The organism is Amycolatopsis sp. NPDC050768, from assembly GCF_040654155.1.
Classification (GTDB): domain Bacteria; phylum Actinomycetota; class Actinomycetes; order Mycobacteriales; family Pseudonocardiaceae; genus Amycolatopsis.
The window spans coordinates 90444-104439 of sequence record NZ_JBFAHL010000018.1; the positions used below are offsets into that span (position 1 = coordinate 90444).

At 70.2% G+C, this 13996-nt stretch carries 13 protein-coding genes; 8 read left to right on the forward strand and 5 right to left on the reverse strand.

Annotation, left to right across the window (positions count from 1 at the left end):
- Positions 1–51 precede the first annotated feature (51 nt).
- The 3 genes from AB0H62_RS39055 to AB0H62_RS39065 all read right to left on the reverse strand — a co-directional run bounded on the left by AB0H62_RS39055 (position 52) and on the right by AB0H62_RS39065 (position 2416).
- Positions 52–504, reverse strand: coding sequence for a GNAT family N-acetyltransferase (locus AB0H62_RS39055; RefSeq protein WP_220237592.1), 453 nt, complete (start codon positions 502–504; stop codon positions 52–54).
- Between the two features lie 57 nt (positions 505–561).
- Positions 562–1605, reverse strand: coding sequence for an MBL fold metallo-hydrolase (locus AB0H62_RS39060; protein ID WP_220237593.1), 1044 nt, complete (start codon positions 1603–1605; stop codon positions 562–564).
- Positions 1606–1711: 106 nt separating this feature from the next.
- Positions 1712–2416 (reverse strand): scramblase, encoded by a 705-nt coding sequence (locus AB0H62_RS39065; protein WP_360591697.1) that lies wholly within the window; start codon positions 2414–2416, stop codon positions 1712–1714.
- Between the two features lie 132 nt (positions 2417–2548).
- On the opposite strand from AB0H62_RS39065, the gene AB0H62_RS39070 reads away from it, so the two are divergent.
- The 4 genes from AB0H62_RS39070 to AB0H62_RS39085 are packed head-to-tail and all read left to right on the forward strand — an operon-like array spanning position 2549 to position 7019.
- Entirely contained in the window at positions 2549–3586 is a 1038-nt protein-coding gene (locus AB0H62_RS39070) for a methionine synthase (RefSeq protein ID WP_220237595.1), read from the forward strand.
- 46 nt (positions 3587–3632) lie between these two features.
- Positions 3633–4349, forward strand: a complete 717-nt coding sequence (locus tag AB0H62_RS39075; protein WP_220237596.1) for a hypothetical protein — start codon at positions 3633–3635, stop codon at positions 4347–4349.
- 11 nt (positions 4350–4360) lie between these two features.
- Entirely contained in the window at positions 4361–6535 is a 2175-nt protein-coding gene (gene ligA / locus AB0H62_RS39080) for an NAD-dependent DNA ligase LigA (protein ID WP_255637615.1), read from the forward strand.
- A complete protein-coding gene (locus tag AB0H62_RS39085; protein ID WP_220237597.1) occupies positions 6528–7019 on the forward strand; it encodes a GNAT family N-acetyltransferase in 492 nt (163 codons plus the stop codon). Before ligA ends, AB0H62_RS39085 begins: the two co-directional genes overlap by 8 nt.
- 443 nt (positions 7020–7462) lie before the next feature.
- Here the strand turns inward: AB0H62_RS39085 and AB0H62_RS39090 are convergent, their stop codons facing one another.
- Positions 7463–8116, reverse strand: a complete 654-nt coding sequence (locus AB0H62_RS39090) for an amino acid-binding protein (RefSeq protein ID WP_220237598.1) — start codon at positions 8114–8116, stop codon at positions 7463–7465.
- Positions 8117–8337: 221 nt separating this feature from the next.
- Here AB0H62_RS39090 and gatC point away from each other — a divergent pair, with 221 nt between their 5' ends.
- The 4 genes from gatC to AB0H62_RS39110 are packed head-to-tail and all read left to right on the forward strand — an operon-like array spanning position 8338 to position 12172.
- On the forward strand, positions 8338–8637 hold the full coding sequence (gene gatC, locus AB0H62_RS39095) for an Asp-tRNA(Asn)/Glu-tRNA(Gln) amidotransferase subunit GatC (protein ID WP_220237599.1): 300 nt from the start codon (positions 8338–8340) through the stop codon (positions 8635–8637).
- Complete coding sequence (gene gatA / locus AB0H62_RS39100) at positions 8634–10151, forward strand: Asp-tRNA(Asn)/Glu-tRNA(Gln) amidotransferase subunit GatA (RefSeq protein WP_220237600.1); 1518 nt, start codon at positions 8634–8636, stop codon at positions 10149–10151. The genes gatC and gatA overlap by 4 nt, the downstream gene beginning before the upstream one ends.
- Entirely contained in the window at positions 10148–11653 is a 1506-nt protein-coding gene (gene gatB / locus AB0H62_RS39105; RefSeq protein WP_220237601.1) for an Asp-tRNA(Asn)/Glu-tRNA(Gln) amidotransferase subunit GatB, read from the forward strand. Before gatA ends, gatB begins: the two co-directional genes overlap by 4 nt.
- Positions 11654–12172, forward strand: coding sequence for a hypothetical protein (locus AB0H62_RS39110; protein WP_220237602.1), 519 nt, complete (start codon positions 11654–11656; stop codon positions 12170–12172). It abuts the gene before it with no gap.
- Between the two features lie 554 nt (positions 12173–12726).
- On the opposite strand, the gene AB0H62_RS39115 is transcribed toward AB0H62_RS39110, so the two are convergent.
- Complete coding sequence (locus AB0H62_RS39115; protein ID WP_220247436.1) at positions 12727–13941, reverse strand: PQQ-dependent sugar dehydrogenase; 1215 nt, start codon at positions 13939–13941, stop codon at positions 12727–12729.
- Positions 13942–13996 lie beyond the last annotated feature (55 nt).

Sequence of the window (13996 nt, forward strand, 5' to 3'; positions counted from 1 at the left end):
GTGCTGCGGCGGCCAGGATGAACTGTGCGGAATGGACAGTCGGAGGAAAGGTCAGAGGTGCAGCTTGAAACCGGTGTGGCTGGCCACGAAACCGAGTCGTTCGTAGAACCGATGCGCTGCGGTCCGGGAGGTGTCGGAGGTGAGTTGCACCAGGGCGCATCCGCGCCGGCGGGACTCGTCGATCGCCCATTGGATGAGGTCTCCACCGAGCCCGGCGCCTCGATGGTCGCCCCGGACCCGCACCGCTTCTATCTGCCCGCGCAGGGCGCCCTGACGCGCGAGGCCGGGGATGATCGTCAGTTGCAGCGTTGCCACGGGTTCGTCGTTCGACGTTGCCACGACCAGAAGCTGTTGCGGGTCGGCGTCGATGGCTTCGAACGCGCGAAGGTAGGGCTCGAGGTCGTCGGCTGAGTCCCTGGTCGCCCCGAGTTGGTCGTCGACGAGCATGCGCACGATGGCTTCGACGTCGTCGCGGCGCGCTTTCCTCACGGTGATACCGGGCATGGTGATCAGTATTCCAGCGTGGCCGTTGTGGTTGGAGCTCTCGCCGCTGGTGGCCGATCAGTTCGTCCGGTAGTGGCGAACTCCGCCGATCTGCTGGACCGTCAGCTTGTTCTGCGACACCAGGAGGTCGAGGTGGGCGCCCGTTTCGAGGACGGCGAGCATCTGGTTGAACGCGTCCATTTCGGACAGTTTGCGGCCACGGCGGGTCCAGCCCAGCCGGCTGGCGGTCTCGAACGCGGTGCTGGCTCCGGCGTCGACCTGGGCGGCCATCTTCTCGAGGCGCTGGCGGTGGTGTTCGAGCAGTTCGTCGATGCGTTTGTGCACGCTGTCCGCCACCGGGCCGTGCGCCGGCAGCATGCGCTGGTCGGGCAGGGCGCGGACCAGGCGCAGTGAGTCGAGGTAGTCGTTGAGCGGCAACTCGGCCGGCACGGGCTGGAAGCCGATCGACGGCGTGATGTGGGGGAGTACGTGGTCGCCCGAGAACAACAGGCCTGCGGCGTCGTCGAGGAAGACGACGTGGCCGGTGGTGTGGCCAGGAGTGTGGACCACTTCGAGCTCACGGTTCGGCAGGACTTGGCGGCGGCCAGGAGTGAGCCACTCGTCCGGGTCCTCCCACAGGTCGAGGTCGGTGCGGCGGGGGACGTCGGCGAACATTCGCCCCAGAGCGGCGATGACTTCGTCGGCGCCGGAGTGGCGGAGGAGCTCGATCTGGGCGTGCATCGGGAGCTGGTCCGGGTCGGCGGTGACCTTCAGCGAAGGTTCCTCCAACTGGCCCAAGGAGATCTTGTTGCCGAATTCGCGCCGAAGGGCGACGGCCTGGGTGTAGTGGTCGCGGTGCACGTGGGTGACGAGGAACTCGCGCACATCACCGAGTTCGGCGCCGATGCCCTTGAGCGCCTCGGCCAGGAGTTGGCGTGCTTCGGTGAGGGCCCAGCCGGAGTCGACGAGGGCGAGGGTGGTGCCGTCGGTGACTGCGTAGACGTTCACTGCGCGGAGGGCGTCGTTCGGCAACGGCAACGGGATCCGGTAGACGCCGGAGGCCACTTCGTAGACCCCCGGTTCTGTCCAGTTCCGGTTGCTGTCTTCGGGCAACGGCTCCACGGCGACCTCCGTCCAGGCAGGACTTCGGCGTCCCGGCCTTTCGCCTCACATTGGGCCGTCACCGGCGTGGTGTCCACCTGGGCGGCCTGAGACAACGGTCACGTGTTCAGGAGGTCTGGCGGGTGAGGGCGGTGTCGATCGTGAGGGTTGTGGCGACGACCATGCTGGCCAGGGGTTCGGGCAGCTGGCGCGGGATTTCGACAAGGTAGGTGTCGCCGGCGATCGGCGAGGGCCCGGATGGCGAGCGGCTGACGCGGGCGACCTCGGTGTCGGCGTGGTTCTTGATGGTTACGTCCCACGCTTGCTGGCCGGAGGCGGCGACGCGGCCGACTGTGCGGCCGTCGACGACGAAGGTGAAGCGGGTCTCGCCCGGGGTGCGGGTGGGGACGATTTCGCCGATCGGGGTTTCGTCGGCGCGGGTGACGACGAAGCGCGTGCGCAGGTCCTTGGCCGGTCTCGCCACTTTCAGCACTGTGCTGTGGTTGGCGTCGCGGACCTCGAACTTGTGGGTGACGTACTGGTCGTACTTCGGCAACAGGCGCGCGGCCTTGTGTAGGAAGCCCTGGCTGACGTCGGCCACGCCGCCGACGCGAGTGCCGTCGCGGTCGAAGACGCTGAACTCCTCGGTGGTCTCGACGACCTCGGCGCGTCGGCTGACGATGAGGACAGCTTCGGTGAACAAGGTCCCGCCGAAGGCGCGGCCTGGGTAGCGGCGTTCAGGGATGCGCGGCTCGTCGTCCCACCGGCGCAGCCGGGTGGGACTCACCTCGTCGGGGTGCCGGCCCGGCGGTGGTGGCGAGGAGCTCGTCATGGCCATCCAGAGTATCGCTGTCTCCGCGTATTCGGTGCTGGCAAAGGGATATGCGGCGAATGTCCGGCTCACTCGGGTGACCCCGGCGAGGGCGGTGGGAGGCATGCGGGTGGGTTCGGCGAGAATTCGCCCGTGACTGAACGAGCTTGGCCAGACGGCGCCGCCACGGCGATCGGCTCGATGCCCGGGGCGGACCCGGCCGAGGCGGCTGCCGTCGTGTTCGGCGAGCTGCCCGACTTCCCGCACCTGCCTGAGTTGCCGGGGCGTGGGGTGGGGGCCGACATCCTCGGCCGCACCGCGGCGCTGCTCGTGGACCTGGCCGTGGAGGTAGTGCCGAGCGGGTACCGCGTCGCGGGGAGGCCCGGGCACGATCACCGGCGGGGGCGCGACCTCCTGCAGTGGGACCTCGACGCCGTGCAGGAAGCGCGTGAAAAAGCCGGCGTCGTGCCGCCGGTGTTCAAGACACAGGTGGCCGGGCCGTGGACGCTCGGTGCCGGCATCGAGCTGCCGCGCGGGCATCGGGTCCTCACCGACCGCGGTGCGTTGCGGGACTTCACGTCCTCGCTGCTGGACGGCCTCGCCCAGCACGTCGCCGAGCTGAAGGCGCGCATCGGGGCGCCGATCGTCGTGCAGATCGACGAGCCGTCTTTGCCGGCGGTGCTTGCCGGGAGCCTGTCGACGCCGTCGGGCTACGGCAACGTGGCGGCCGTCCCCGAGCCGGAAGCGCGGGAGCTCCTGTCGACCATGATCGAGGGCGTGCGGGCGATCACGGACCAGCCCGTCGTCGTGCACTGCTGCGCGCCGAAGCCGCCGCTCGCGCTGCTCAGGGCCGCCGGCGCGGACGCCATCGCGTTCGACGTCACGCTGCTCGGCAAGGCCTCGGCCGAGACGCTGGACGCGATCGGCGAAACGTGGGACGGCGGCACGTCGCTGTTCCTCGGCCTCGTCCCGGCGACGGATCCCGGTACGCGCCCGACGCTGAAGGACGTCGCCGGACCCGCGTTCAGGCTCGTGGACCGCCTCGGGTTCAACCGGTCGATCCTGGCCGAACGCGCCGTCCCGACGCCGACCTGCGGCATGGCCGGCGCGACGAACGAGTGGATGCGCCGCGCGCTCGCCCTCACCCGCGACCTCGGCAAGGCCTTCATGGAGCCGCCCGAGACGTGGTGAGCTCGCGGTAGCGTGTCGGGCAACGATCGACAACGGGGGATGTTCCATGGGCCTGTTCCGCCGCCGCGCTGCCCGCGCCGATACCGACGCCAAAGCCGCGCCGCCCGACCCGCGCACGCCGTGGCCGGCCCAGCTCGTGCCGTCCGACGTCGAGGCGGCCGCGGCGAAGTTCTGGGAAGGCTGGTTCGAGCTCCTCCCGGTGGTCAACGCGGCCTTGGGCGACCGCGAACCGCACCGCGTCGAGCACGATCTCTGCGTGCTGGTCGAGGCTCTGCACCCGCGGCTGCACTTCTCCCTGGAACGCGGCCGTCAGGCCATCTACGCCCTCGTGGTCACCGGCCAGGAGGATCCGGAACTGCGGCCGTTCACCGACGCCTGGAAGGCCGCCGCCCCGCCGGACGACGCCATCTGGGAGCACCACGACTCCGTGCCGCCGGTCCCGGACCCGACCGAGGTCACCGTGAACCTCGGCGACCACCGCATCGCGCTGGCCGACGTGCGTGTCGTCGCGCAGGTGGACGAGGACGTGGTCGACGTGGCCGTCTACCACCCCGCGCTGGCCGACCTCGAGCCGGCGGCGCGCACCACCATGACCTTCCTCCCTCTGGACGCCACGCTCGGTGAGCGCGTCGCCGCCGAACGGCTACGCCGCGTCGAGACAGCGGAAACCGAACCGGAGGGCACGATCAGCCTCCTGGAGCTCCGTGACCTGGTCCGGGGTCTGAACGGGCAAGAGGACGAAACTGTCGGCACCTCCGGCTAGGGTTACCACCCGTGAGCAGCGACCTTCCCCACGACCAGTTGGCCGCCCCCGCCGAACCGGCAGTGGCGGCCCAGGACGTCACCGACGTCCCCGCCGACGTGCGCGAACGCCACGGCGCCCTCGCCGAGGACGTCCGCGGGCACCAGTTCCGCTACTACGTGCTGGACTCGCCCATCGTCTCCGACGGGCAGTTCGACGCGCTCCTCGGCGAGCTGCAGGCGCTCGAGGACGAGTACCCGGCGCTGGTCACGCCGGACTCGCCGACGCAGAACGTCGGCGGCACGTTCTCCACCGGGTTCACCGCGTACGACCACCTCGAACGCATGCTGAGCCTGGACAACGTCTTCGACACCGACGAGTTCCTCACCTGGGTGGAGCGCGTCGAGAAGGAGATCGGTTCCACGGAGTACCTGGCCGAGCTGAAGATCGACGGCCTGGCCATCAACCTCCTCTACGAGGACGGCAAGCTCACGCGTGGCCTGACCCGCGGCGACGGCCGCACGGGCGAGGACGTCACGCTCAACATCCGCACGCTGGAGCAGGTCCCCGACGAGCTGACCGGCACCGACGAGTTCCCCGTGCCGAAGCTCATCGAGGTGCGCGGCGAGGTCTTCTTCCGCGTCGAGGACTTCCTGGAACTCAACGCGAAGATGGTCGAAGCGGGCAAGCCGCCGTACGCGAACCCGCGCAACACGGCCGCCGGGTCGTTGCGGCAGAAGGACCCGCGCATCACCAAGGAACGCCGGCTGCGGCTGATCTGCCACGGCCTGGGCAAGCGCGAGGGCTTCGAACCGGTCACGCAGTCGCACGCGTACGACGCGCTCGTGGCGTGGGGGCTGCCGGTTTCGCCGCACACGCGCGTGCTGCACACGGCGAAGGAGCTCACCGACCACATCGCGTACTGGGGCGAGCACCGGCACGACGCCGAGCACGAGATCGACGGCGTCGTGATCAAGGTCGACCAAGTCGCGCTGCAACGCCGGCTGGGCACCACTTCGCGCGCGCCGCGCTGGGCGATCGCCTACAAGTACGCGCCGGAAGAGGCGATCACGACGTTGCTCGACATCCAGGTGGGCGTCGGGCGCACGGGGCGCGTCACGCCGTTCGCCGTCACGGAGCCGGTGAAGGTCGCGGGTTCGACGGTGGCGCGCGCGACGCTGCACAACGCGGAAGAGGTCAAGCGCAAGGGCGTGCTGATCGGCGACCGCATTGTGATCCGCAAGGCGGGCGACGTCATCCCCGAGGTGATGGGACCGGTCGTCGACGCGCGCACGGGCGACGAGCGCGAGTTCGTCATGCCCACGCACTGCCCGGAATGCGGCACGGAACTCGCCTACCAGAAGGAAGGCGACAAGGACATCCGCTGCCCGAACACCCGTTTCTGCCCCGCGCAGCTGCGGGAACGGCTGTTCCACCTGGCCGGGCGTGGCGCGTTCGACATCGAGGTGCTCGGGTACGAGGCGGCCGTCGCGCTGCTCGACGCGCGCGTGGTCGCCGACGAGGGCGACGTGTTCGACCTCAGCGAGGACGCGCTGTCCGAGGTGGAACTGTTCCGCACCAAGGCGGGCGACCTCTCGGCCAACGCGCGGAAACTCCTGACGAACCTCGACGTGGCGAAGGACCGTCCCTTGTGGAAGGTGATCGTCGCGCTGTCGATCCGCCACGTCGGGCCCACAGCAGCGCAGGCGCTGGCGCGCGAGTTCGGCTCGATCGAGCGCGTCGAGGAGGCGAGTGAGGAAGAGCTCGCCGACGTCGACGGCGTCGGGCCGACCATCGCGCACGCCGTGCAGGAGTGGTTCGAAGTCGACTGGCACCGGGAGATCGTCGAAAAATGGCGACGCGCCGGCGTGCGGATGGAAGAGGAACGCGACGACTCGATCCCGCGTCACCTCGAGGGGCTGTCGATCGTGGTCACAGGCTCGCTCGACGGATTCTCCCGCGACGAGGCCAAGGAGGCCATCATGGCCCGCGGCGGCAAGGCGGCGGGGTCGGTGTCGAAGAAGACCGCGTTCGTCGTGGCGGGCGAGGCGCCGGGGTCGAAGTACGAGAAGGCCGCGCAGCTCAAGGTGCCGGTGCTCGACGAGGGCGGCTTCCGCGTGCTGCTTGAGCGGGGTCCGGACGCGGCCGCCGAGGTGGCGCTGGATACCGGCACCGCCGAGCCGGACGAAGAGCCCTCCGATGGGTGACGTCGAGATCAGGGTGTCGCGGGACGAGGAGCTCGCGGTGGTGGGGGAGCTGACGGTCGAGGCGTACCGCCTGGACGGCCTGCTCTCCGACGAGGTTGGGTACGAGAACGAGCTGCGCGACGTCGCGCACAGGGCGGAGCACGCCGAGCTGCTGGTGGCTGTCGATGGCGACGTGGTCCTCGGGACGGTCGCGGTGGTGCGACCGGGCACGTCGTACGCGGAGATCTCACGTGAGGGTGAGCTGGAGTTCCGGATGCTGGCCGTCGCCGGATCGGCGCGTGGGCGTGGGATCGGCGAGGCGCTCACGCGGGCGGTGCTGGAGCGGGCACGGGAGCTGGGGTTGGGGAAAGTCGTGTTGAGCAGTCTTGATCGGATGCGGACGGCTCATCGGCTGTATGAGCGCATCGGGTTTCGGCGATTGCCGGAGCGGGATTGGAAGCCGTTTCCGAACATCAGCTTGATCGCGTTTGAGTACGATCTGTAGGCTGTTTCGGCTGGTCAGGGTCTTTTGCCGCTGAGAGGCGACGGTTCGCGCCGGGCTGGGATCGGGTGTCCGGAGGGACGCGGGCAGGGTTCGATTGCTGGCCTGATTGTGGCGGCGGATCTCGTGTAGTCGCGGGGTGCTGAGGTGCTCGACAGCGAACCCGCGTCGGCGACGGCTGGGCGAGCGGTCCGAGCGCCGGGAGGCTGTGGTTCGCCGACTTGGAGTGTTGCCGCCCGTCGGCGACACCACGGATCGGTGTCGCCGACGGGCGGGCGTGCTCGCGCGTGGATTGGGCCAGCGCTTCTCGGCTGAGACGTCATTGCCCCTCAGCGGCGACCCCGTCGAACGGTCAGAAACGCCGCCCTGAGGGGACCGTCGCGCGCCGACGGAAGGCATCGCCGTTCTGCGGCGAATCCCAGCTCAGCGCCTGAATCCGGGACCCGTCAGCCGTCCAGAACGACGGCGACGATTCCGGCGAAGTGGGCCAGGCGGGCGACCTCCGCGGCACGGAAGTTGGGACCGCCCGGACGAGCCACGAGAAGAGCCTTGCCCGGCTTGCCCAGCGGCGTCGCCGCGAGCTCCGTGCCCAGCTCCTTCCACGTTTCCGGGATCCAGTCCTCTTCGCCGTCGAGGACGGTGGCGCGCTCCAGCGGCAGCCAGGGCAGGTCCGTGAACGGGTTCTCCGGCGCAGCGCTCGACGAAGCCAGCCGCCGCGTGCCCGATTCCCGGTGTTCCACGACGACGGCCCAACCGGCGCGGATGATTTTCGGCACACCTTCGGCAAGCAGGTCGAGCCCGGTTTTCGGCTGGGCCGCGATCTCCTCGACCAGCTCCAGCTCGCGGTGGGTGTCCAGAATCCCGGCGTACGGCCGGACGGCGTCGACCTCGACGCCTTCGATGCTCTCGGCCGCGGTGATGAGGGCGTCCGGCAGGCGGCCGGACGGGAGCTCGACCACGAGGTCGTCGATGGCGACCCCGCCGCCGCGCTCCACGACGTCGACGCTGAGGATGTCGGCGCCGACGGTGCCGAGCGCCGTCGCGACGGCGCCGAGGGTGCCGGGGGAGTCCGGAAGCTGGACCCGCAGCAGGAACGACACCACACGCCCCTCTCGCCTCAGGCGTTCCGTCTTGTCGCGGAACGCGGTAACCGGGCGCCGATTGTGACAGACCGGGTACTACTTGGGGACCGCCGTCCGGCGAACGGGACTCCCCGGGTCGCAGCAGGTCCGGCCATAACCCGGTCGAGCTGTCCGGCGCCGCCACCATAGACTTGCAGCTTCCGACCGCACCCGCACAGCACACCCCGGGAGTCACCCGCGTGCCCAACATTTCCCGAGACGAGGTCGCGCACCTCGCCAAGCTGGCCAGGCTGGCCGTCACCGATGACGAGCTGGACGTCTTCGCGGGCCAGCTCGACCAGATCCTGGACTCGGTGGCGAAGGTGAGTCAGGTCGCCGCGGCAGACGTCCCGCCGACCTCGCACTCCGTGCCGCTCACGAACGTCTTCCGCGAGGACGAGATCCGCCCCTGCCTGACGCAGCAGCAGGCATTGGCCGGCGCGCCGGCCGCCGAGGAGGGCCGGTTCCGGGTGCCGCGGATTCTGGGAGAAGAACAGTGAGTGAACTCGTCAAGCTGACCGCCGCCGAGCTGGCGGCGAAGATCCACTCGCGCGAGGTCTCCGCGGTCGAGGTCACCCAGGCGCACCTGGACCGGATCGCCGAGGTCGACGACCACGTCCACGCGTTCCTGCACGTCGACACGGAAGGCGCGCTCGGCGCGGCCAAGTCCGTCGACGAGAAGCTGGCCGCGGGGGAGCAGCCCGCGTCGTCGCTGGCGGGCGTGCCGCTGGCGCTGAAGGACGTGCTGACCACCGAGGGCATCCCCACCACGTGCGGTTCGCGCACGCTGGAGGGGTGGATCCCGCCGTACGACGCGACGGTTACGCGCAGGCTGCGCGAAGCCGGCGTCGTCATCCTCGGCAAGACGAACATGGACGAGTTCGCCATGGGCTCGTCCACTGAGAACTCCGCCTTCGGCCCCACGCACAACCCGTGGGACCACGCCCGCATCCCGGGCGGTTCGGGCGGCGGCTCGTCGGCGTCGATCGCGGCGTTCGAGGCGGCGCTGGCCATCGGCACGGACACCGGCGGCTCGATCCGCCAGCCGGGCTCCGTCACGGGCACGGTCGGCGTGAAGCCGACGTACGGCGGGGTTTCGCGCTACGGCCTCGTCGCCTTCTCGTCGTCGCTCGACCAGGCCGGCCCGTGCGCGCGGACGGTGCTCGACGCCGCGCTGCTGCACGAGGTCATCGCCGGTTACGACCCGATGGACTCGACGTCGATCGACGCACCGGTCCCGCCGGTCGTCGCCGCGGCGCGCGAGGGGGCCAGTGGCGACCTCAAGGGCGTGCGCGTCGGCGTGGTGAAGGAGTTCGCCGGCGACGGCTACCAGGCCGGTGTGCTGCGGTCGTTCCACGCCGCCGTCGAGCAGCTGCGCGCGCTGGGCGCCGAAGTGGTCGAGGTCTCGTGCCCGCACTTCGTCTACGCGCTGCCGGCCTACTACCTGATCGCGCCGAGCGAGGCGTCTTCGAACCTCGCGCGGTTCGACGCGATGCGCTACGGCCTGCGCGTGGCCGACGACGGCACGCACAGCGCCGAAGAAGTCATGTCCCTGACGCGCGAAAAGGGCTTCGGCGCCGAGGTGAAGCGCCGCATCATGCTGGGCACGTACGCGCTTTCGTCGGGCTACTACGACGCCTACTACGGCTCGGCCCAGAAGGTGCGCACGCTCATCACGCAGGACTTCACCTCCGCGTTCGAGCAGGTGGACGTGCTCGTGTCGCCGACCACGCCGACCACGGCGTTCAAGATCGGCGAACGCGTGGACGACCCGATGGCGATGTACCTCGCCGACCTCTGCACCATCCCGTCGAACCTCGCGGGCAACGCCGCCATGAGCGTCCCGAGTGGACTGTCCGACGAGGACGGCCTGCCGGTCGGCCTGCAGATCATGGCCCCGGCGCTCGCCGACGACCGGCTCTACCGCGTCGGCGCCGCCTACGAGGCCGCACGCGACGCCGCCGCCGGCGGGTCGCTCGTGCACCAGGTCCCGGAGCTGGGAGGAACGAAGTGACTGCCGTGGCCGAGTTGATGGACTACGCCGAGGTCATCGAGCGCTTCGACCCGGTGCTCGGGCTCGAGGTCCACGTCGAGCTCAACACGAAGACGAAGATGTTCTGCGGCTGCGCCAACGAGTTCGGCGGCGAGCCGAACACGAAGACGTGCCCCACGTGCCTCGGCCTGCCCGGCGCGCTGCCCGTGGTGAACGGCAAGGCCGTGGAGGGCGCGATCCGCATCGGGCTGGCGCTCAACTGCGAGATCGCCGAGTGGTGCCGCTTCGCGCGGAAGAACTACTTCTACCCGGACCAGCCGAAGAACTTCCAGACCTCGCAGTACGACGAGCCGATCGCCTTCAACGGCTACCTCGACGTCACGCTCGACGACGGCGAGGTCGTGCGCGTGGAGATCGAGCGCGCGCACATGGAGGAGGACACCGGCAAGTCGCTGCACATGGGCGGCGCGACCGGCCGGATCCACGGCGCGGACTATTCGCTGCTGGACTACAACCGCGCGGGCGTGCCGCTGATCGAGATCGTCACCAAGCCGATCGAGGGCACCGGAGAGAGGGCGCCGGAGGTGGCGCGCGCGTACGTTTCGGCGCTGCGTGACCTGCTGCGGGCGCTCGACGTGTCCGACGTCCGAATGGACCAGGGGTCCCTTCGCTGCGACGCGAACGTGTCGCTGATGGACAAGGACGCCACCGAGTTCGGCACGCGCACGGAGACGAAGAACGTCAACTCGCTGCGCAGCGTCGAGCGCGCCGTTCGGTACGAGATGACGCGCCAGGCGGCGATTCTCGCTGACGGCGGCTCGATCAAGCAGGAGACGCGGCACTTCCAGGAGGCCGACGGCACCACGTCCGGCGGGCGCACCAAGGAGACCGCGGAGGACTACCGGTACTTCCCGGAGCCCGACCTGGTGCCGATCGCGCCGGCGCGCGACTGGGTCGAGGAGCTGCGCAAGACGCTGCCGGAGATGCCGGCCGAGCGGCGCAAGCGGATTCAGACCGAGTGGAACCTGTCGGACGAAGCGTTGCGCGACCTGCTGAACGTCGGCGCCGTCGACCTCGTCGCGGCCACGGTCGAGGCCGGCGCGAAGCCGGACGAAGCCCGCGGCTGGTGGGTCAACACGCTGGCGCAGGAGGCCAACACGCGCGAGGTCGAGCTCGCCGAGCTGGCGATCACGCCGGTGCAGGTGGCCGAGGTGATCGCGCTCGTGTCCTCGGGTGAGCTGACGAACAAGCTCGCCAAGGAGGTCGTGCAGGGCGTGCTCGCCGGCGAGGGTTCGCCGCGCGAGGTGGTGGACAAGCGCGGGCTGAAGGTCGTTTCCGACGACTCCGCGCTGATCGCCGCCGTGGACGAGGCTTTGGCCGCGCAGCCGGACGTCGCGGAGAAGATCCGCGGCGGCAAGGTCGCCGCGGCGGGCGCGATCGTCGGCGCGGTCATGAAGGCCACCAAGGGCCAGGCCGACGCCAAGCGCGTGCGTGAGCTCATCATCGAGCGCGTCGGCTCCTGAGTGGCGTTCTCCGTCAAACGCGTCACGTGGCGCGAGTGGCTCGGTCAGGGGGCCGGGCTGCTCGCGCTCGTGGCGCTGTTTCTTCCCTGGACGGTCCTCACCGCCGACACGGCCACGGCCGATGTCCGTGACGCCTTCAACTCCCTGCCCCACGACGATGTCGTGCGCTCGGCCTGGCACTCGGACTTCTTTTCATGGTTCCCGCCGCTGGTGCTGGTGCTGGTCGGGCTCGCGGTGGTGTTCTTCGGGCAGGTCAGGAAGGTCCGGGTCAGCGGCCTGCCGCACCTGTGGCTCGTCGCGGACCTCGCCGCGCTGCTGCTCATGGTCATCGGCTGGACGACGCTGGACTGGGTCTTCGACAGCGACCAGCGGGCGTTCCTGGAAACCGCCGGCGTGATGATCAACCCGGGGGTCGGCCGGTACGTCGCGCTGCTCGCCGTGTTGGTGTCGATCGCCGCGTCGATCCTGGACATCCGGGCGGCGCGGGCGGAAAGCCGCGCTCCACGGTCTCGCCGCTGAGGGGCGAAACCGCCGTTGCCTCTCAACGGCGACGGTCATCTCGCCTGTGGGCGGCAACGCGTTCGCCTCTGAACGGCGATTTGCCGGCTCGCCTGGGAGCGGCAATCGGGATTGGCCACTGAGTGGCGACTGCTGCTGCTTCGCTTGTGAGCGGGAACATGATTCGCCGCTGAAAGGCGACCGTCGGCCCGTCTGGGAATGGCAACCGGGATTGGCGACTGAGTGGCGACTGCCGCTTCGCCAGGGAATGGTGGCCGGATTGGCCGCTGAATGGCGACTGCCAGCTCGTCTCGGAGCGGCGACCGCGATTCGCCCCTGAGTGGCGACCGCTGCGGTGCCGTTCGGCGGCGCCGAGGTGCGACGACCAATCGCCGCCGAACGGCGAAAAGCTTCGAGCTATCGAAAGGTGGCTGGAGTCCGAGCGTTCATCGGTCGATGGAGCGCGCTCGGGCGATCAGCTGAGGCAACGAGCCGGGCGAGGACCAGCTCGGAACCACCTGTCGCCGCTCAACGGCGACAACCACAAACCCCCAGGTCAGACCCGAAGCCGGACCTCAGTCCTTCCCCGGACCGCCCTCGGTTTGGACGATCGTGATGAGGACGACGCGGTCGTCGCTGGAGACGGGTTTGCCGCCGTCCTTGTTGGTGGTGCCGGCGACCGCCAGTTGGGGGCTGATCATGCTCATGGCTGCGAGGCGGCCGTAGGTCGTGGGGGGCTTGCCCTTGCCGTCGAGGCTGACGCTGGGTTTGCCGGTCACAGCGCCGTCCGGGTTGACCGGCAGGTTCTGCAGGCCGGCGGACGACGCGATGCTCAGGGTGCCGTCCAAGTCGGAGAAGTCGGCGCAGCCCCGGACGCCTGGCTTGTCCGGCCAGGTCCACGCGGGCGTCGACAGGGTCTGGCCCGCCTGGACGCGGTACAGCGCGTCGGGGCCGGAGGTCTGGTCGGTGACCCACACGCGTTTGCCGTCGGGGGAGATGCAGAGGCCGCCGGGGGTGTGGAGGCCCGAGGCGTACACAGCGGAGCCCGCGGTCGGGTTGCCGGCGGCCGGGCTGCCCGATGTGTCGATGCGCAGCACCTTGCCTGCCAGGGACTTCGGGTCGGCCGCTGACGCGGGGTTGCCTGCGTCGCCCGTCGCGACGAGCAGGGCGCCGCGGCCGTCGCCGACGAGGGCGCCGCGGTTGCCGGTCGCGCCCTTCGGGATGCCCGTGAGCACCGGCTTCGGCGGCTGGCCCTTCGCGAAGCGCACGACGCGGTTGTCGGTCGCGGTGGTGATATACGCGAACACCAGCTGGTCCTCGACGTAGCTCGGCGACAGCACCAGCGAGGTCAGGCCGCCGTCACCGGTGGCGACGACGTCGAGCTGCTCGAACGGCGTCGCGTCGCGGCCGGCTGTGGCGAGAACCACGCGGCCCGATTTCCGTTCACCGGCGAGAGCCGCGGGCGTCGAGCCGTCGCCCGGCAGGCCGGCGACGGCCGCGACCGTGTCCAGGCACGTGGCGATCACGGCCTTGTCGAAGTCCTTGCACCCCTGCGGCGGCGGGATCGGCGTGGGCGACTGTTGCTGACCGCCCTGGCCCACGCCGCCTTGGCCGTCGCCGGACGGGTCGTTCGGGTCCTGCACCTGCGGCGGCGACTCGGGGCTGGGCACGGGGGCGGCGCTGAACGTCTGGCCGGCCGCGGTGTCGTCGAACCGCGCGCAGCCCGACAGCAGGAGTCCGCCAGAGGCGAGGAGGGCCAGCGGCGCCGACCACCGGTACCGGGTACGCATGATGCTCCAGCCTAGGTGCCCCCACGTGAGCGCGGAGTAAGTGGCTAACGTGGCG